This is a genomic window from Amycolatopsis kentuckyensis (assembly GCF_041679295.1).
GTDB classification, from domain to species: Bacteria; Actinomycetota; Actinomycetes; order Mycobacteriales; family Pseudonocardiaceae; genus Amycolatopsis; species Amycolatopsis kentuckyensis_A.
The window spans coordinates 242,264-260,317 of the sequence record NZ_JBGDMD010000008.1 but is presented as its reverse complement, the minus strand read 5'-3'; the positions used below and the strand labels follow the sequence as shown (position 1 = coordinate 260,317).

The 18,054-nt window shown below is 69.5% G+C and carries 16 protein-coding genes; 10 read left to right on the top strand and 6 right to left on the bottom strand.

Going from position 1 to position 18,054, the window contains the following annotated elements; genetic code table 11:
• Nucleotides 1–29 precede the first annotated feature (29 nt).
• Complete coding sequence (locus tag ACERZO_RS33150; RefSeq protein WP_364459346.1) at nt 30–764, top strand: ABC transporter ATP-binding protein; 735 nt, start codon at nt 30–32, stop codon at nt 762–764.
• Nucleotides 765–766: 2 nt separating this feature from the next.
• Nucleotides 767–3,292 carry an ABC transporter permease gene (locus ACERZO_RS33145; RefSeq protein WP_372669759.1) on the top strand — a complete coding sequence of 842 codons (2,526 nt, stop codon included), beginning with the start codon at nt 767–769 and terminating at the stop codon, nt 3,290–3,292.
• A gap of 65 nt (nt 3,293–3,357) precedes the next feature.
• Here ACERZO_RS33145 and ACERZO_RS33140 read toward each other — a convergent pair whose 3' ends face one another.
• Nucleotides 3,358–6,213 (bottom strand): AfsR/SARP family transcriptional regulator, encoded by a 2,856-nt coding sequence (locus ACERZO_RS33140; protein ID WP_372669365.1) that lies wholly within the window; start codon nt 6,211–6,213, stop codon nt 3,358–3,360.
• A 147-nt stretch (nt 6,214–6,360) separates the two neighbouring features.
• On the opposite strand from ACERZO_RS33140, the gene ACERZO_RS33135 reads away from it, so the two are divergent.
• Nucleotides 6,361–7,017, top strand: a complete 657-nt coding sequence (locus ACERZO_RS33135) for a hypothetical protein (RefSeq protein WP_372669362.1) — start codon at nt 6,361–6,363, stop codon at nt 7,015–7,017.
• Nucleotides 7,018–7,051: 34 nt separating this feature from the next.
• On the opposite strand, the gene ACERZO_RS33130 is transcribed toward ACERZO_RS33135, so the two are convergent.
• From ACERZO_RS33130 to ACERZO_RS33120, 3 genes are all read right to left on the bottom strand, one after another.
• Complete coding sequence (locus tag ACERZO_RS33130) at nt 7,052–7,267, bottom strand: DUF397 domain-containing protein (RefSeq protein ID WP_372669360.1); 216 nt, start codon at nt 7,265–7,267, stop codon at nt 7,052–7,054.
• A gap of 212 nt (nt 7,268–7,479) precedes the next feature.
• Nucleotides 7,480–7,704: a DUF397 domain-containing protein gene (locus tag ACERZO_RS33125; RefSeq protein WP_372669359.1), complete on the bottom strand. Its 225-nt coding sequence runs from the start codon at nt 7,702–7,704 to the stop codon at nt 7,480–7,482.
• Nucleotides 7,701–8,534, bottom strand: a complete 834-nt coding sequence (locus ACERZO_RS33120; protein ID WP_372669357.1) for a Scr1 family TA system antitoxin-like transcriptional regulator — start codon at nt 8,532–8,534, stop codon at nt 7,701–7,703. The genes ACERZO_RS33125 and ACERZO_RS33120 overlap by 4 nt, the downstream gene beginning before the upstream one ends.
• 219 nt (nt 8,535–8,753) lie before the next feature.
• On the opposite strand from ACERZO_RS33120, the gene ACERZO_RS33115 reads away from it, so the two are divergent.
• The 3 genes from ACERZO_RS33115 (at nt 8,754) to ACERZO_RS33105 (ending at nt 10,917) form a co-directional block, all read left to right on the top strand.
• Nucleotides 8,754–9,491 carry a hypothetical protein gene (locus ACERZO_RS33115; RefSeq protein WP_372669355.1) on the top strand — a complete coding sequence of 246 codons (738 nt, stop codon included), beginning with the start codon at nt 8,754–8,756 and terminating at the stop codon, nt 9,489–9,491.
• 105 nt (nt 9,492–9,596) lie between these two features.
• Nucleotides 9,597–10,256: a glycoside hydrolase family 11 protein gene (locus ACERZO_RS33110; RefSeq protein WP_372669353.1), complete on the top strand. Its 660-nt coding sequence runs from the start codon at nt 9,597–9,599 to the stop codon at nt 10,254–10,256.
• 4 nt (nt 10,257–10,260) lie between these two features.
• Entirely contained in the window at nt 10,261–10,917 is a 657-nt protein-coding gene (locus tag ACERZO_RS33105) for a polysaccharide deacetylase family protein (protein ID WP_372669351.1), read from the top strand.
• A 38-nt stretch (nt 10,918–10,955) separates the two neighbouring features.
• On the opposite strand, the gene ACERZO_RS33100 is transcribed toward ACERZO_RS33105, so the two are convergent.
• Nucleotides 10,956–11,627: a hypothetical protein gene (locus tag ACERZO_RS33100; RefSeq protein WP_372669757.1), complete on the bottom strand. Its 672-nt coding sequence runs from the start codon at nt 11,625–11,627 to the stop codon at nt 10,956–10,958.
• A 38-nt stretch (nt 11,628–11,665) separates the two neighbouring features.
• Here ACERZO_RS33100 and ACERZO_RS33095 point away from each other — a divergent pair, with 38 nt between their 5' ends.
• The 4 genes from ACERZO_RS33095 to ACERZO_RS33080 all read left to right on the top strand — a co-directional run bounded on the left by ACERZO_RS33095 (nt 11,666) and on the right by ACERZO_RS33080 (nt 17,729).
• On the top strand, nt 11,666–12,316 hold the full coding sequence (locus tag ACERZO_RS33095) for a response regulator (RefSeq protein WP_372669349.1): 651 nt from the start codon (nt 11,666–11,668) through the stop codon (nt 12,314–12,316).
• Between the two features lie 405 nt (nt 12,317–12,721).
• Nucleotides 12,722–13,639 carry an ABC transporter ATP-binding protein gene (locus ACERZO_RS33090; protein ID WP_372669346.1) on the top strand — a complete coding sequence of 306 codons (918 nt, stop codon included), beginning with the start codon at nt 12,722–12,724 and terminating at the stop codon, nt 13,637–13,639.
• Nucleotides 13,636–14,979 (top strand): ABC transporter permease, encoded by a 1,344-nt coding sequence (locus ACERZO_RS33085; protein WP_372669344.1) that lies wholly within the window; start codon nt 13,636–13,638, stop codon nt 14,977–14,979. The genes ACERZO_RS33090 and ACERZO_RS33085 overlap by 4 nt, the downstream gene beginning before the upstream one ends.
• A gap of 5 nt (nt 14,980–14,984) precedes the next feature.
• On the top strand, nt 14,985–17,729 hold the full coding sequence (locus tag ACERZO_RS33080; protein ID WP_372669342.1) for an alkaline phosphatase family protein: 2,745 nt from the start codon (nt 14,985–14,987) through the stop codon (nt 17,727–17,729).
• A 61-nt stretch (nt 17,730–17,790) separates the two neighbouring features.
• On the opposite strand, the gene ACERZO_RS33075 is transcribed toward ACERZO_RS33080, so the two are convergent.
• Nucleotides 17,791–18,003: a DUF5988 family protein gene (locus tag ACERZO_RS33075; RefSeq protein ID WP_372669340.1), complete on the bottom strand. Its 213-nt coding sequence runs from the start codon at nt 18,001–18,003 to the stop codon at nt 17,791–17,793.
• Between the last annotated feature and the right edge of the window lie 51 nt (nt 18,004–18,054).

Genomic DNA, 18,054 nt, shown 5'->3' with positions numbered 1-18,054 from the left:
TCCCGGTAGACCACGAAGGGGATCGGAAAATGACCACAGGGAACGCGCTGGAACTGGCCGGGGTGCGGAAGGTGTACGGCTCCGGCGACGGCGCCGTCACCGCGCTCGACGGCGTGACGGCGGGCGTGCCGCGGGGGACGTTCACCGCGGTGATGGGCCCGTCGGGCTCGGGCAAGAGCACCTTCCTGCACTGCGCGGCCGGCCTGGACCGGCCGACGTCGGGGAAGGTGGTGCTCGGCGGCACCGAGATCGGGCGGCTGAAGGAGAACGAGCTGACGCGGCTGCGGCGCACCCGCGTCGGGTTCGTCTTCCAGGCCTACAACCTGCTGCCGTCGCTGAACGTGCTGCAGAACATCACGCTGCCGATGCGGCTGGCCGGCGCCAAGCCCGACCCGCAGTGGCTGCGGGAGATCGTCGAAGGCGTCGGGATGGCCAAGCGGCTGGAGCACCGCCCGGCGGAGCTGTCGGGCGGGCAGCAGCAGCGCGTCGCGATCGCGCGGGCGCTCATCGCCCGGCCCGACGTCGTGCTGGCCGACGAGCCGACCGGCGCGCTCGACACCCGCACCGCGCGGCAGGTCCTCGACCTGCTCCGCGCCGTCGTCGACGGGATGGGGCAGACCGTCCTGATGGTGACCCACGACCCGGTCGCCGCGTCGGCCGCGCACGGCGTGCTCTTCCTGGCCGACGGCAAGCTGGCCGGCCACCTGCCGCACCCCACCCCCGAGCGGGTGGCGGAGCGCATGACGCACCTCGGGGAGTGGTGACCGTGCTGACCCTCGCGTGGCAGACCATCCGCACCAGGCTCGGCGGGTTCACCGGCGCGTTCGTCGCCATCCTCTGCGGCACCGCGCTGGTCGCGGGCTGCGGGGTCCTCATGGAGTCCGGCCTGCGCGCCGGCGTCCCCACCCAGCGCTACGCCGCCGCGGCCGTCGTCGTCGGCGGCGCCCAGACCGTGCGCCCGGCGGGCGCCGACGCGCTGACGTTCGAGCAGGTCGGCGAGCAGCCGTCGGTGCCTTCGGAGCTGGCCGGGCGGATCGCTTCGGTACCCGGCGTGCGTTCCGCGGTGGCCGAGCAGAGCTTCCCGGCCCAGGTCGTCACGGCTTCCGGGGAGGTCATCGGCGGCCCGCAGTCGCTGGGCCACAACTGGGACGCGGCCGTGCTGGCGCCGTTCCGGCTGAGCGCCGGCCGGGCGCCCGGGGCACCGGACGAGGTCGTGCTCGACGCCGATCTCGCGCGGCGGGCGGGTGTCGGCGTCGACGGGACGGTGCGGATCATGACCCGGTCGGTGCCGGCCGAGTTCCGCGTGAGCGGGATCGTGGACGCGTTGTCGCGGCAGTCGGCGCTGTTCTTCACGCCTTCGCAGGCCGTGGAACTGGCCGCTCGCCCCGGCCAGGCGCACGCCATTGGCGTCCTCGCCGAACCCGGCGTGGCACCGGAGACGCTGGCCGAGCGGATCGGCGCGGTCGCCGGGGGCGCCGAGGTCACCACCGGCGTCGAGCGCAGCACGATCGAGTTCCTCGACGTCAGCCAGACGCGGACGCTGCTGCTCGCCATCGCCGGCTCGTTCGGCGGGTTCGCCCTGCTCGTGGCGGTGTTCGTGGTGGCGAGCACGCTCGCGCTGACGATCAACCAGCGGCGCCGGGAGTTCGCGCTGCTGCGCGCGGTCGCGGCGACCCCGCGCCAGATCCGCAAGCTCATCGGCACCGAGACGACGATCGTCGCACTGGCCGCCGGCGTCCTCGGCGGCGCGCTGGGCCTGGCGGTGGCGTCCGGGCTGCGCGACGCGTTCGCCGCGATCGGCGTGATCCCGGCCGACTTCGGGCTGGCGATCAGCCCGCTGCCGTCGCTGGCCGCGGTGCTGCTGGGGCTGGGCGCGGCCCGGCTGGCGGCGTGGGCGGCGTCGCGGCGGCCGTCGTCGATCAAGCCGGTCGAGGCGCTCGGCGAGGCGGCGGTCGAACGCCGTGAGCTCGGCCGCGCCCGGGCGATCACCGGCTGGAGCCTGGTGCTGGCCGGGTTCGCGGGCGCGCTGGTCCCGCTGTTCCTGCGCGGCGACGTGATGACGGCGGTGTCGTCGATGGCGACGCTGGTGATCGTCATCGGGCTGGCCGTGGTGGGGCCGCAGGTGACCGGGCTGGCGGTGCGGTTCCTGGGCCCGCTGCTGGCGCGGCTGTGGCGGATCAGCGGCTACCTGGCGGGCGCGAACGCACAGGCCGGCACCCGGCGCCTGGCCGCGGCGGCGACGCCGTTGATGCTGGCGATCGCGTTCGCCTTGGCGATGTTCTACGGCCCGACGTCGGCCACCGCGGCCGCCGCTTCGGAGACGGCGGAGTCGACTACCGCCGACTACGTGCTGAGCGGCCCGGCGGGAGTCTCGCCCGAGGTCGCCTCCGCCGCCGCTCGGGTGCCGGGGGTGGCCACGGCGACACCGGTGGTGCGCACGTCGGTGCTGACGGTGTCGAAGGTCGGCGACAGCACGGAGGTCCAGCGGACGTCGGCCCAGGGACTGGGGTCGGTCCAGGGCGTGCTCGAACTGGGCGTCGACAGCGGTCGGCTCGCGGATCTGACAGGTGACACGGTGGCGCTGAGCCGCTCGGAGGCCGACTGGCAGGACAAGAAGCTCGGCGACGAGGTGACGTTCTACTTCGGTGACGGCGTCCCGGCGAAGCTTCGTCTGGTGGCGACTTATACGCACGATAAGGCTTTCGGTGACTTCGTGCTGCCGGTTTCGTTGGCGCGCCGGCACAACGGCGGCCGGCTGGACGACTCGGTGCTGGTCCGCCGTTCGCCGGACGCAGACCCCGCGGCGGTGGCCGCGGCGTTGCGTTCGCTGCCGTACCCGGGCTTGACGGTGGCTACGGCTTTGTCGGCCCCTTCACCGGAAGGTGGCGAGGGGCAGGCGCAGTTCTACCTGAACCTGGTGGCGGCCGGCGTGATCGTCGGGTACCTGGCGATTTCGGTGGCCAACACGCTGGTGCTGACGACGGCCCAGCGGTCGCGCGAGTTCGCGTTGCTCCGGCTGGTGGGAACGACCCGCCGCCAGGTGACCCACATGATGCGGCTCGAGGCCTTGGTGACGGTGGGGATCGCGGTGGTGGTGGGGACGCTGGTCGCGGTGGTGCCGTTGGGGTTGCTCAACGTGGGACTGCGGGGGAGCCCGGTGCCGTCGGGGTCGTGGACTGTCTACCTCGGAATCATCGGCGGAGCGGCGGCGCTGGGGTTCTTGTCGATGGGGTTGTCGACGTTCGTGGCGTTGCGAGCCCGGCCGATCGACGCCATCGGGCTGCGGGAGTAACCCCTGCCGCAGCTGGTCGTGAGTGAGAAACAGGGTTAGAACCCTGTTTCTCACTCACGACCGGCTCACGGGCCGGGCGGCCAAAGCCCCAGCTTCGTGAACTGCTCACGCACATGACCGCGCACCGGATCGTCGACGTCGGCGACGAGGGCGATCGTCTGGCGGGACTCGTTCCACGCCTCGACCTGCCTCCCGGTCGCCGCCAGCGAACGCACCAGCGCGACCAGTGCCCGGACGACCTGCACGTGATCAGCGCGAGACACACCCAGTGCCTTTCGCGCGAACAGCAGCACATCGCCGTGTTCTTCGGCGTCGCAGGCGGTTTCGCTCAGCTCGACCAGTGCGGCCAGCGTCTGCTCGTGACCCGCCGGGTAGCGCTCGTGCAGCTCGACGGCCTCGGTGAACCGGCGGATGGCCTCCGTGGTGCGGCCGGCGCGGCGGCTCAGCAGGCCGAGCTCCAGTGCCATCGCGGCTTGGCGGCGGTGGTCGCGCAGTTCGGCGTAGAGCATCTTTGCCTGGGAGAGGTGGATTTCCGCCTCTTCCAGCTCGCCCCGGCGGCGCAGGTGCGTGCCGAGATCGCCGTGCGCCGCCGCGCACTGGCCGGGTTCGTTGAGGCTGTGCTGGATGTCGAGCGCCTCCCGCAGGCAGGCCAGCGCGTGGTCCCGTTCCCCGGCGGCTTCCGCGTGCTGGGCGAGCAGGAGGAGGACCTCGGACCGGTCCCGGCTGTTCTGCGTGTTGTGGAAGAGCTGGTTCGCGACTTCCAGGGACTCGACGATCTTGTCCGGGTCGTCGTGGATCCGCGCCAGGGTGGCCAGCGCCTGACCCTCGGCGTCGCGGTCGCCGGCGCCTCTCGCGGCGAGCAGGACCGTCTCGACGGCTTCGTGCCAGTCGGATCCGGCGCCGTCGAACGCGAGGTGAGGACGCGCCAGCCGCAGCAGCGTCACCGCCCGCGCCAGGTTGTCCCTCGCCGCGCGGCGGATCGCGGCGCACAGGCTCGCCTCTTCGCCGGCCAGGAACGCCTCCGCGGCAGCGAAATCCGGCAGCCGGCCGGCCGGCAGTTCCGCGGTGCGCCGCAAGGCCGGCGCGAGGACCTCGGCGGCGTCGGTGACGCGCGCGATGTACCAGTCGAGGAGCCGTGCCTCGGCTTGCCGGCGGTCGCCGGGCCGATCGTGGGCGCGCGCGAGCCGTTCGCCGGCCTCGCGGGTCAGGGCGTCCATCCGGTAGCGGCCGTCGTCCCGGCTGATCAGGTACCGGGAGCCGATCGCGGTCAGCGCGCCGCGAGTCGATTCTTCGTCGGCGCCGTCCAGGGCGAAGATCGCGTCCAGCGCGAGGCTCGGCGAGACGTGCAGTGCGAGCGAGCGGAAGAGCCGCGCGGCCGGCGCGTCGAGGGCGTGGTACGACCACAGCACTGACGTCAGGATCGTGCCGGACGCCAGTTCACCGGCCAGCAGGAGTTCGGCGGGGCTAGGCAGGCCGCCGGTGCCGGGCAGGAGCTCGGCGAGGGTGCGGACGGCCTGCGGGGCGCCGCCGGTCAGCGCCAGCACCGCCGCCGGATCGGGCGGCTCGGTGTCGCGCAGCAGGTTGCCGAGCAACCGGGCGATCTCGGTCTCGGTGAAGGGCCGCACCTCCAGCCGGAAAGCGCCGTGGTGGGTGACGAGGTCGCTGAGCCGGTGCCGGCTCGTCACGACGACCACGGAGTGCGCGCTGCCCGGCAGCAGCGGGACGACCTGCGCGGAATCCCGGGCGTTGTCGAGGAAGACGAGCACGCGGTGGTCGTCGAGCAGGGTCCGCAGCATCCGGACTCGTGCGCTCGGGCTCGCGGGGATCGCCGACGCGGCGACACCGAGCGCGTCGAGGAAGTCGGCGAGGACGTCGGCGGCGTCGCGGGGCGGGCCGGCGCCGTAGCCGCCGAGGTCCGCGTGCAGCTGGCCGTGCGGGAACCGGTCGCGGACGGCGTGCGCCCAGTGCAGTCCCAGCTCCGTCTTCCCGACGCCGGCGGGCCCGGTGATCGCGACGATGAGGGTCGCGGGCGGGCCACCGACTCGGGAGCGCACGAAGAGGTCGTCGAGCCGGCCGACGTCTTCGGCGCGGTCGACGAACTGGCTGACGGTCGAAGGCAGCTGCGCGGGCGGCACGGCGCGCAGCGCGGCCTGGGTCCGGTGCCGATCGGCGGGCGCGGGCGAGTCGCGGGACTGCAGCAGCTGCTGGTGCAGTTCCTGCAGGTCCTGGCCGGGGCCGGTGCCGAACGACCGCGCGAACCGGTCGTAGACCTGCTTCCAGTAGGTGTCGAAGACTTCGTAGTGCCCGAGCCCGTTCAACGCGGTGAGCCGCTGCGCGATGTACTGGGTGTCCAGTTCGTGGTCGACCATGGCCTCGTCGAGGATCCGCAGCACCCCGCGGTAGTCGCGCCGTTCGAGCTCGACGGCGCACAAGGCCTGGTACCCGGCGACGCGCTCGTAGCGGTCGATGTCTTCCCGTTTCTGCTCCATCCAGATGGTCCCGAGATCTTCGACGACGGGCCCGCGCCACAGGTTCATGGCTTCTCGAAGCGCGGCGGCGGCCTCGTCGAAGCGGCCGGCTTCCCTTGCCTGCTCACCGTTCTTGAACAGCGTTTTGAAGCGGGCGTAGTCGAGATCGTCGTCCTCGGGCAGGAATTGGTAACCGGCCCGCTGGGTGACGATCTTCGCGGAGACGCCGGCGTCGCGCAGGGACGCCCTCAACCGGCTGACGTAGGCGTGGAGATCTTTCCGGGCGTGATCGGGAGGATCGTCCCAGAGGGCTTCGGTGACGGTCCGGACGGCGACGACTTTGCCGTGGTTGAGCGAGAGCACGCCCAAGAGCGACCGTTCCTTCGCCCGCCCGAGCGCGACCTCCCGGTCGCCGAGCAGGAGTTCGACGTGCCCCAGGATCCGGAACTGCATCGCACCTTGTGGTTTGGTCGGCAGGGACTTCCTGTCCAGCACGGTAACCCGGAGATGGGCGGGTTTCAGTGCAGGTCAAGGGGCTGTCAAGAATTTGTCCAGCGGTTGGTAACCGATGTGTCAACCGGCGCGGTTCACGATCACGTCATGTCGTGGACGGAAGCGTGGCGGCGGCTTAGCGGTGCCGCGTCGCCCTTGGAACCGGTCGCGGACCCGGTGCACCGAACGATTCTCGCGGTCGGCATCGACGGGTTTTCGGCGCCGGACCGCACCAACCTGCACCGGTTGACGCTACGGGCGGGGTTGTACCGCGCATTCCAGCTGGCCCTGACCGAAAGCCGCGTGCGCTGGAGCGACTGCGACCACGCGGATCTGGGTGACGGGGTACTCGTGTTGGCGCCAGCGGGATATCCGAAAGCGGTGTTCAGCGAACTGGTCCCCGCCGCGCTCACAAAGTCATTGGCCGAGCACAACCGCTGCCATCGGCCACCGGAGCAGCTCGGGCTCCGGTTGGTGTTACACGCGGGAGAAGTGACTTACGACGCGCATGGATCAACGGGGTCGGCGATCGTGCACGCGTTCCGGTTGCTGAATTCGGCCGTGCTGAAGGAGAGTTCGGCTTGCTCGAGTGGGGACCTCGCGGTGATCGCTTCGGGTTGGTACCACGAGGAGATCATCCGGCACAGTCCGTTGAGCTTTCCGGATTTTTTCGATCCGGTGGTGATCCGGGAGAAGGAAACCACGGCCGAGGCTTGGATACGGCTGGTTACTTCTGGGGAGTCCGACTGCCGAATTCTTGGGTGAGGGGCTCGGGGCTCCTCACTTTGGCGTGAGAATCTTAATGGTCTTCTGTGGAGACAAGGCGGATCAACGCCGACCAGGCGGGGGCCGAGTACTCGAGCGTCGGCTGGCCGGGTCGTCGGTCTTTGGTGTCTCGGACCAGCGCCTTGACAGGCGTCAGCAGTGTCTCTACGCAGCTGCCGTGGGCCATCGAGAAGCTGGATTTCTTCCACTCGAACCGAAGGGAATCCTTTGGTTTGGAGGTTTGGCTCATCTGTTCGTCTCCCTTGCTGTTCGATCCATCGTCAGCTGGAATTGGCCCGAGTAAAGGCGCAGCGAACCGCGCCTCGAAGGGCGAGACGGTAATAAGCAACGGTGTCGTCGTCGTTCCTCTGTGCGCTACTGTGATTGCGCGTGAATTCGGACGACGGTGCTATGAGTAGGGGAGGGCTTCCGGCTCCACCCTCGCCCCCTCTTCTTACTTCGCTAGCATCGGTAGATCTTCGGTTTCACGGCGTCGAGAAAGAATGACCACGCTGCCAGGTGGAACTCGACGACCGGTGAGTCCTGGCGGCGGTCTTTGCTGTCTCGCACTTGGGTTGCCCCAGGTGTGAAACGCGCTTCGACGCAGCTACCGCCTGCATTCGAATGGCTGCTTGTGAACCACTCGCTGCGGTCGTGGTACGGGAATGAGGTGATCTCTCTGGTCAATCGAGTTCCTTGGTGTGATGTCGAACCATTCGGAGGGTATCCTCCGCGTTCAGTGCGCGCCGGTAAGCGTCCTGAAACGTTGTGGTGAGATTCCTGACTTGGGTTGAATCGTCAATGATTCCCCAGGTGGTGACGGTTTCTTGCCAAGCCAGGGTGGGCAACTGCGGGTTGTCGAAGTCGATCAGAACCATGGTGGCTCCTCCGAAGAGTCCGCAAGCGGTTGCCGTGAAGGGAATTATCCTGATGTCGAGAGTGGTGGGGTGTCGTTCGATCAGCGTGGCCAGGTGTGCAAGCTGATTTCGGAGTACGCGTGGCCCGCCGATCTGTTGTCGGAGCGCGGCTTCGCTGATGAGGGCCGTAAAAGAAAGAGGGTTGTTCACATCGGTCAGTCGTACTTGTCGGCGCAACCTCGCTTCTACGCGCTGGTCGACCTCCACTCTGCGCATGGTCACGTCCGGCGTCATAATTGCCCGGATGTATTCCGGCGTTTGCAGGAGCCCTGGAATCAGTAGACTGTCGTAGTCTCGGAGTTGTCGGGCACCTTGCTCCAAACCGTACAACCGTTGAATCTCGGTGTCGAATAATGCGGAATATCGCGTCCACCACCCGCGCTCCTTGGCTGCGGCGCGGAGAGCCAACAGTTCGCCTCGTTCCTCGAGGTCGAACTCGAACAGGTCGAGAATTCTGGTGAGGCTGTCCAGGGTTAGGATCTTGCGTTCGTTCTCCACCGCCGACCAGTAGTTGCGGGTGAAACCCAGGGCTTCGGTGATGGTTCGGACCTCGATGCCCAGCTGTTCGCGTCGCCGCTTCAGTCGCAGCGTCAGCTCCAAGGAGGCGACCACCGGTGATGTGGGCGCTGACAAGTCTTGCTCCTTTGCGCGTGCAGTTGCGGCTGCGAGGGAACAGTACTGGTTACGGTAACCGAACGATACTCTGGTCACTCTCGCGGTGGCAGGTTCGGCTGCCTACTCTCAGGATAGACATCAGCTTGTCGTAACACGCTCGGTGACGCCCGCTCGATCGGCTGATGCCTGCCGAAGGGAAGCAGGATGTCCGACTCCGAGACGACGAGGCCGCGCACGACGCGTCTCAGCGCTCGGACATCGAGGTTGACCACGCCGCGAACTGAGTGGTCGCCTATGGCGGTCGGTGTGACGCCGTTCGGGGAGGTTGGCTCCGGCGAAGTCGACTGGCGCGGCAGTCTCGGGCTGAACACCAGCCACTGCACGATCGTCGTGGTCGACGTCGAGGGCTTCGGGCGCTACAGCCGGACCAACCCCAACAAGATCAGAATCCGCCGCGGAATGTACCGCTCGCTCGAGCTCGCCTTCGTCGAGGCCGATATTCCCTGGGCTGCCTGCCGTCAAGACGATCTCGGGGACGGTGTTCTCGTCCTTGCCCCCGCTCATATCTCCAAGACCCTCTTCGCCGACCTGCTCGTCCCCGCCCTCGCCGACGAACTCGCCGCTCACAACAAGGTCCACCGGCCGGCCGAACAAATCCGGCTCAGGCTTGCCCTGCATGCCGGGGAAGTGTCCTATGACGACCACGGCGTCATCGGCTCCTCGCTCCTCCACGCCCACCAGCTGGTCGACGCCGACGAACTGAAGACAACGCTGAGGGAGTCCGGCGCAGTCTTGGCTGTCGCCGCGTCGGACTACTTCTTCGACGAGGTCGTCCGCCACAGTGAACGCAGCTCTGCCCACGCCTACCGCTCCGTCGGTACCGCCACCGGGAAGGCCTGGATCCGGCTCCTCACCCCGTCACGGCGGCGCCGCGCCGGCTGATGGACAACCCCTGCCGTACTCCCGAAACTTCCCGAAAGTTATTGCCCCACCGAAGACGTCGATCACATGCTTTCCCCATCGCCAGGCCTCGACGAGGAGGAAAGCATGCTCACCAAGAACCGCTTCAGGGTTTTCGCCGGTGGGGCCGCCCTTGCGCTGGTCGCCACCTTCCTGCCCGGGGTTGCGCGGGCCGATACCGTCATCACCACCAGCCAGACCGGGAACAACGGGGGCTACTACTACTCCTTCTGGACCGATGGTGGCGGGTCCGTTCAAATGACCCTCGGCTCCGGGGGGAACTACCGGATGAACTGGAGCAACGTCGGGAACTTCGTCGGTGGCAAGGGGTGGAGCAACGGCAGCCGGCGGACCGTGAACTACTCCGGCAGCTTCAACCCCTCCGGCAACGGCTACCTCGCCCTCTACGGCTGGACCTCGAACCCGCTCGTCGAGTACTACATCGTCGACAACTGGGGCACCTACCGGCCCACCGGCACCTACAAGGGCACCGTCACCAGCGACGGCGGCACCTACGACATCTACCAGACCACCCGCTACAACGCCCCTTCCGTCGAAGGGACCAAGACCTTCAACCAGTACTGGTCCGTGCGGCAGCAGAAGAAGACCGGCGGCACCATCACCACCGGGAACCACTTCGACGCCTGGGGCCGCTACGGCATGCGCATGGGCAGCTTCAACTACTACATGATCCTCGCCACCGAGGGGTACCAGAGCAGCGGCAACTCGAACATCTCGGTGGGCTGACGCGATGCGCAAGGCAATTCTCGGAGCCGCGCTGCTCGCGATGACGAGCGTCGTGAGCACTGCCCCCGCGCACGCCGCCGCCTGTAACGGCTATGTCGGCCTCACCTTCGATGACGGTCCCTCGAACTCGAACACCCCCGCGCTGCTGAGTGCCCTGCAGCAGAACGGCCTGCGGGCGACCATGTTCAACGAGGGCCAGTACGCCGCCGCCTATCCGGGGCAGGTGCGGGCACAAGTGAGCGCCGGCATGTGGGTCGGCAACCACAGCTACACCCACCCGCACCTGACGCAGCTGAACCAGTCCCAAATGGACTCCGAGGTTTCCCGCACCCAGCAGGCGATCTCGGCCGCCGGTGGTGGCACGCCGAAGCTCTTCCGCCCGCCCTACGGGGAAACCAACTCCACGCTGCAGACCGTCGAAGCCAAGTACGGCCTGCGGCAGGTCATCTGGGACGTCGACTCGCAGGACTGGAACGGCGCCAGTGTCGACGCCATCGTCGCGGCCAACGGCCGCCTCGGCAACGGGCAGGTCATCCTCATGCACGAGTGGGCCGCCAACACCCGGGCGGCCATCCCGAGGATCGCGCAGAACCTGGCGAGCCGCGGCCTGTGCGCGGGGATGATCTCGCCGCAGACCGGCCGCGCCGTCGCGCCGGGCTGAGGGGTCCGGTGGCGCGGCGGCCCGCCGCGCCACCTCCCTCAGTCCACGTGCCACTCCAGCCGCGCCGCGTCCGGTCCGAGCGGCCGGATGTCCACGCAGACCTGGTGCTCCACCAGGAGCCCGGTGGTCCGGCAGAAGCGCGGGGCGTTGAAGATCGACGCTGCCGGCGTGAAGTTCCGGGCCGTGACGTAGTCGCGAAGCACGTCAGGGGCGCGGTCGCCGGTGGCCTCCAAAACGCCCCAGCAGTTGTGGGAACCGCAGTTGAAGTCCCGGGTGATCCGCAGCTCGGCGGGACCGGGCGCGACCCCTTCGTCGCCGGGCGGGGACTCGTACGCGGCGAACAGCGCGCCGCCCGTGCCGACGAACCCCGCGATGACCAGCAGGAACAGCGGGACGAACCCGCGCCGGGCGCCGATCGCGCACACCACCGCCGCGAGGGTCGTGTGCAGCCAGTAGACCTCGATCGGCGCCGGCACCCAGTGCCCGGCGAAGCCCAGCGCGCCCGGCAGGACGAACCACGCCAGCAGTGCCAGCAGCACCGCCCCGACGATCAGCCCGGACCGCCGCGACGGCGCCAGCCAGCACCAAACCAGAAGGGGGACCAGGCCGAACAGCCCGGCGAACGGGCTCGCCGAGAAGCAGGCCACGACCGCCGCCGCCACCACGAGCGCGCCGCGCCACCAGTGGGTCCGGACACTTTCGGGGATCATCACCCGGCCAGTCTCCCGGATGCGGCAGACTGCCGACCATGACGATCGCGGTGCTGGTGGTGGACGACCAGCAGGTGGTGCGCGAAGGCCTGGTCGCGCTGCTGGGCCTGCTCGACGACGTCGACGTCGTCGGCTCGGCCGCGAACGGCGAGCAGGCGCTCGACCTGGCCGCCGAACTCGACCGCCTCGACGTCGTCCTGATGGACCTCAACATGCCCGTCCTGAGCGGGGTCGAGGCGACCGGACGGCTCACGCGGGAGCACCCCGACGTCGCCGTCCTCGTGCTCACGACGTACTCGGACGACGACTCCATCGCCGGCGCGCTCGCCGCGGGCGCGAAGGGCTACCTGACGAAGGACGCCGGACGGCACGAGATCGGGGCCGCGCTGCGGGCCGTCGTCGCCGGGCAGCTCACCTTCGGCGCCGATGTCTCACGCCAGGTCGCCGGCGCCCTGTCCGGGGCGAAACCGCGCAAGGAAACGCTGCCGGACGGGCTCACCGCGCGGGAAGCCGAAGTCCTCGGCCTGATCGCCGCCGGCCTGACCAACGGCAAGATCGCCGCCGAGCTGTTCATCGGCGAGGCCACCGTCAAGACGCACATCAACAACGCCTTCGCCAAGATCGGCGTGCGCAACCGCGTCGAGGCACTGCGCTACGCCGAGCAGCACGGCCTGCACGCGAAGCGGTGATCACCGCCCGGCCTTCTTCACCACGACGGCGATCACCCCGAGCACGATCAACAGCAGCAGGATCCCGCCGCCGATGATCGCGAACCGCAGCAGCATGAACTGGACGACTTCACCCATGTCCGACTTCCTTCCCGTGTTCCGACGGGGGAAACGCTAGGGCGGCACCCGGGTGGAGGAGGACCTCCGCGGGGTGGAGATCGGGGTGGAGATCCCCCCGCGGATCCACTGTGGACAGACAAGCGCTCGGTTAACCCGTCGTAAGAGACCGGCTTAACCCGGACATTTCACCGCCCTGGCGGCCGCCGGTCGGCTGCCGTTCGGGCTGCGTTCACCCCGCTCGCCCGCCGCCGTAATTTGCGGTGCCTAAGTTTCCTGCTCGAGCCGCAGAGTGAAAGCAAGGAACCCATGGACGCACCCCTGGCAGTGAGAGCGCGCGGGATCACCAAGTGCTTCGGTGACGTCGTCGCGCTCGACGGCATCGACTTCGACGTGGCACCCGGCCACATCCACGGCCTCGTCGGCCCGAACGGCGCCGGCAAGACGACGCTGCTCGGCCTGCTGCTCAGCCTGGCCGTCGCCGACGAGGGCACCCTGGAGATCCTCGGCGCGCCGGTCGGCCGGAACCTCGGCGGCGTCGCCGGGTTCGTCGACGGCCCGGGGCTCTACCCGTCGCTGACCGCCCGGCAGAACCTCGCCGCGCTGATGGGGCTGCACGGCCGCGACCGGAAGACGCCGAAGATCGACGACGTCCTCGGCGACGTCGGGCTCACCGACGTCGCCGACGACCGCGTCCGCGGCTTCTCCCTCGGCATGCGCCAGCGCCTCGGCCTGGCCGCCGCCCTGCTCACCGAACCCCGCCTGCTCGTGCTCGACGAGCCGGCCAACGGGCTCGACCCGGCCGGCAAGAAGCACGTCCACGGCGTGCTCGGCCGGCTGGCCGCCGAGGGCACCACCGTCGTGCTCTCCAGCCACCGGATGGACGACCTCGAAGCGCTCTGCTCGGAAGTCACCATCCTCGCCACCGGCCGCGTCGTCTTCACCGGCCCGCTCGGCAAGCTTTCCGCCGAGAGCGGCGAACTCGACTACCGGCTGCGCACCTCCGACCCCGGCAAAGCCCGCCCCCTGGTCGCCGGCGCGCCCGGGGTCCGGCTCGCCGACCCCGACGCCGACGTCTTCGTGGTGCGCGCGCTGACTTCCGCGCTCGACGAACTGGTGCTGCGGCTGGCGAACGACGGCATCGCGGTGCGCGAGCTCGCGCCGGTCGTGTCGCCGCTCGAAGCCGCTTTCCTCGCCCTCACCGAACAGCCGGAGGCCGGCCGATGACCGCGACCCTCACGGAGACCGCCCGGCCCGTCCCGGTGGCCCGCGGCTACCGCTTCGAGCTCGTCAAGCTGTTCGCCGCCTGGCGCATCCGCTTGCTGGTCCTGGCCTGCTGGCTCGCGCCGGCGCTGTTCGTCGCCGTGGTGAGCGAGCAGAGTTCGCTGCCCGTCGACACGCTGTTCGGCCGGTGGATGAACGCGACCGGCTGGGCGGGACCGCTGGTGATGCTCGGGTTCGCGGGCACCTACGCGCTCCCGCTGCTGATATCGGTCGTCGCCGGGGACGTCTTCGCGTCCGAAGACCGGCTCGGCACCTGGCGCCACCTGCTGGTCGCGGTCCGGTCGCCGCGTCGGATCTTCGTCGCGAAAGCGCTTGCCAGCCTGACCGTCATCCTCGTGCTCGTAGCCGGGATGGCCGTTTCCAGCGCGGTGGGCGGGGTTCTTGCCTCGGGAAGCCGGCCCCTGGTCGGGCTCGACGGCCACTCGCTGGCCGCGGGCGACGCCGCGGTGCAGGTCCTGCTCGCGTGGGTCTGCGTGCTCGCCCCGACGCTCGCCCTCGGCGCGATCGGGCTGCTCGGCTCGGTCCTCTGGGGCCGGTCGCCGATGGGGTTGCTGCTGCCCGCCGTCGTCGCGCTCGTGCTGGCGCTGGCCCAGCTGCTGCCGCTGCCGGTCGCCGTCCGGCTCGCCCTGCCCAGCTACGCCTTCATCGCGTGGAACGGCCTGTTCACCGATCCCGCCCAGCTCGGGCCGCTGCTGATCGCGGTCGGCGTCAGCCTCGCGTGGGCCGTCGTCGCGACCGCGCTGGCCTACCTGATCTTCGTGCGCCGCGACTTCACCAACCCCGCCCACGACGGCGGGGGCCGCCGCGCGCTCACCCTCGGTGTCCTGCCGCTGGTCGCGCTGCTCGCCGTGACGGCGGGGATCGTCGCCGTGGCCACGCCGGCCACCGGGTCCGGGATCGACCTGGACAAGGTCCAGCGGTCGGTCGCCACCGCCTTCGCCCACCTCTACCGGCTGCAGGCCGGCCAGTTGAACCGGCCCGACGTCACCGAGGAGCAGCTGGCCGCCACGGCCGCGTGCACCAAGGGCGACGGCCTGGTCGAGGCCGACGGCCCCGGCAACGACTGGCGGTGCGTCGTCTCCTGGCACCTGCCGGACGTCGCGGCGACGGGCTCGGCGATCTACCAGCTGGACATCACCTCGGACGGGCGGTACGTCGCCGACGGCGACGGACCGAAGGAAGTGAACGGCTACTTCCAGGTGCGGACCCCGGCAGGGGACCAACCCAACCCGCTCTGGCAGTTCGACGGGAACGTCGAGCTGCTCACCACCACGAAGGGATAACCCCGATGCAGGTAACACGCCGCAGACGGCGTGCCGGGAAGAGCCGGAGCAGCGGCCATCGGCTGCGCTACGCGACGGCCGGTTCCGCCACGCTCGTGCTCGTCGCCACCGGCACCGGCGTCGGTGTCGCGTCGACGGCGCAGTTCGGCGAGGAGCACGTCGGCCAGGTCACCGAAAACGGCCAGGTCGTCTCCGCGGACCAGTACATCAAGCCGATCGGCGACCGCCTGGTCGTCAACAACGGCAAGATCATGGCCTCCGCGGTCAGCCCGGACGGCAGCCACCTGGCCGCGCTGACCACCGACGGCGGCATCGCGCTCACCGTCGTCGACCTGAAGAACTGGAAGGTGCAGCAGCTCGTCGGCAACTCCGCGACGGCGAACCTGCGCATCGCCGGCAACGACGTCGGCCAGGAAGGCCCGACGTACTCGCCGGACGGGAAGTCGTTGTGGCTGGCCCAGACCGACGGCTACACGAAGTTCACGGTGAACCCCGACGGCACCGTGGCCGCCCCGGTCCCGGTCAAGATCCCGGCGGACGGCGCCAAGCACGCCCTGGTGGCGCAGGCGCTCTTCACGCCCGACGGGTCCACTGTGTACTCGGCGGTCAACGGCCAGAACCGCGTCGTCGCCCTCGACGCGGCGACCGGCGCGATCAAGCAGAGCTGGGCCGTCGGCAACGCACCGCGTGACCTGGTGCGCGTCGGCAACAAGCTGTACGTCAGCAACGAAGGCGGTCACCCGGCGAAGCCCGGCGAGCCGACGCTGAACTCGTACAACACCCAGGTGCCGGCCAGCCAGTTCACCGGCGCCACCACCAGCGGCACGGTCAGCGTGATCGACCTGGCGAACGCGGCCGCCGCGCCGAAGAGCATCGACGTCGGCCTGCACCCGACCGCCGTGTACTTCAAGAACGGCGCGCTGTTCGTGACGAACACCGCGAGCAACACGGTTTCGGTCATCGACACCGGCCGCGACCAGGTCGTGCAGACGATCGCGACGCAGCCGTGGCCGCAGGCCTCGGTCGGCTACGAGCCGGACGGCGTCACCCTCACCGACGACGGGCACCTGCTGGTGACGCTCGGCCGCGCGAACGCGGTCGCCGTCTACCGCTACCAGCGGGCGCAGGAGCCGGTGAGCTACGTCGGCCTGCTGCCGACGGACTACTTCCCGACCGCGATCACCACGGTCGGCAAGGACGTCGTCGTCTCCAACACCCGCGGCATCGACGCCCTCCGCCCGACCACGGCGGCCGGGCACGGTACGCACGACACGACGTCGAGCGTGCAGAAGTTCCGGCTGCCGGACGACCGGGCGATCCGCGGCTACACCGCGCAGGTCTTCAAGCAGAACGGCTGGACGAACGACTCGGTCCAGCTGGCCACGGACAACGGCCACCGCAGCCCGGTGCCGGTGCCCGCGCGGCTGGGCGACCCGTCGACGATCAAGCACGTCTTCCTGCTGGTCAAGGAAAACCGGACGTACGACCAGGTCTTCGGCGACGACCCGCGCGGCAACGGCGACCCGTCGGTGACGCAGTTCGGCGAGAACGTGACGCCGAACCAGCACGCGCTGGAGAAGCAGTTCGGGTTGTACGACAACACCTACGACATCGGCACGAACTCCGCCGAGGGCCACAACTGGCTGATGCAGGCCGACAACCCCGAGTACACCGAGTCGTCGGCGGGGGAGTACCTGCGCAGCTACGACACCGAGGACGACGCGCTCGGCCACCAGAGCACCGGGTTCCTCTGGACCGGCGCGCAGGCGGCCGGGAAGTCGGTGCGGGACTTCGGCGAGTTCCAGCAGTTCCTGACCAAGCCCGCCGGGGCGAGCTGGCAGAACCTGTACTGCGACGCCAAGAACATGGCGGCCACCGGGGAGCCGACGGCCTACCCGCTGGTGTCGTCGTCGCCGATCCCGTCGCTGAACAACGTTTCGGTGCCGGGCTTCCCGAAGTTCGACACGTCGGTGCCGGACGTCTACCGGTACCAGATCTGGAAGGACGACTTCGAGAAGAACGGGCCGGCCAACCTGAACATGTTCTGGCTGTCCAGCGACCACACCGGCGGCCCGCCGAACGCGGCCGCCCAGGTCGCCGACAACGACCTCGCGGTCGGTCGCATCGTGGACGAGATCTCGCACAGCCAGTACTGGAAGGACTCGGCGATCTTCGTCGTCGAGGACGACTCGCAGGCCGGTCTCGACCACGTCGACGGGCACCGGGCGCCGGTGCAGATCATCAGCCCGTACGCCCAGCACGGCGTCGTCGACAGCCACTTCTATTCGCAGATCACGATGATCCGGACGATCGAGCAGATCCTCGGGGTCAAGCCGATGAACCAGAAGGACAGCGCGGCGACGCCGATGAGTGCGGCCTTCACCAGGAAGCCGGACTTCACGCCGTTCACCGCGTTGCCGAACCGCACGTCGCTGACTGGCGGGCTGGCGACCCAGCCGTCGTGCGGGCCGGACACCCCGGCCGCGGCGAACCCGGCCGCGGCGCCGGTGCCGTCGTCGGCGGTGCCCGCCGAGAAGAAGCAGGTCGCGGCGCAGTGGCAGGAGTGGACGACGCACCAGCGTCTGACCGGCCCTAACGCCGTCGCCGACTACGCCAACCCCGCGCAGATGAACCACTTCACGTGGTACCAGACGCACGGCTGGCAGGTGCCTTACCCGGGTGAGAACCAGGTGTTCGCGCCCGAGCAGGTCCCGGGGGCGTACCTCCCCTCCGCGGAGTCGGACGGCTGAAAGACGTCGTGAGTGAGAAACAGGGTTCCAACCCTGTTTCTCACTCACGACCGGTCGTGGGTTATTCGGCTACTCTCGTGCGGCCGCACCAGGCGAACACCGGGACTTGGTCGCCGCCGCTGGTCGTCGTGAACTCGCCCGCGTGGGAGAAGTGTTCGTATCCCGCGCCGAAGCCGACCTTCGCGACTTCGCCGAGGTCGCCGACCGTCCATTCCCGGTGCCGTTCGACCAGTTCTGCCGGACCGCCGGAAAGCGTCACCTTGATATTCGTCATGAGTCAGCTCCGTGGGTTCGTCTACGCGGAGGGAAAAATGTGTTGTTCGTC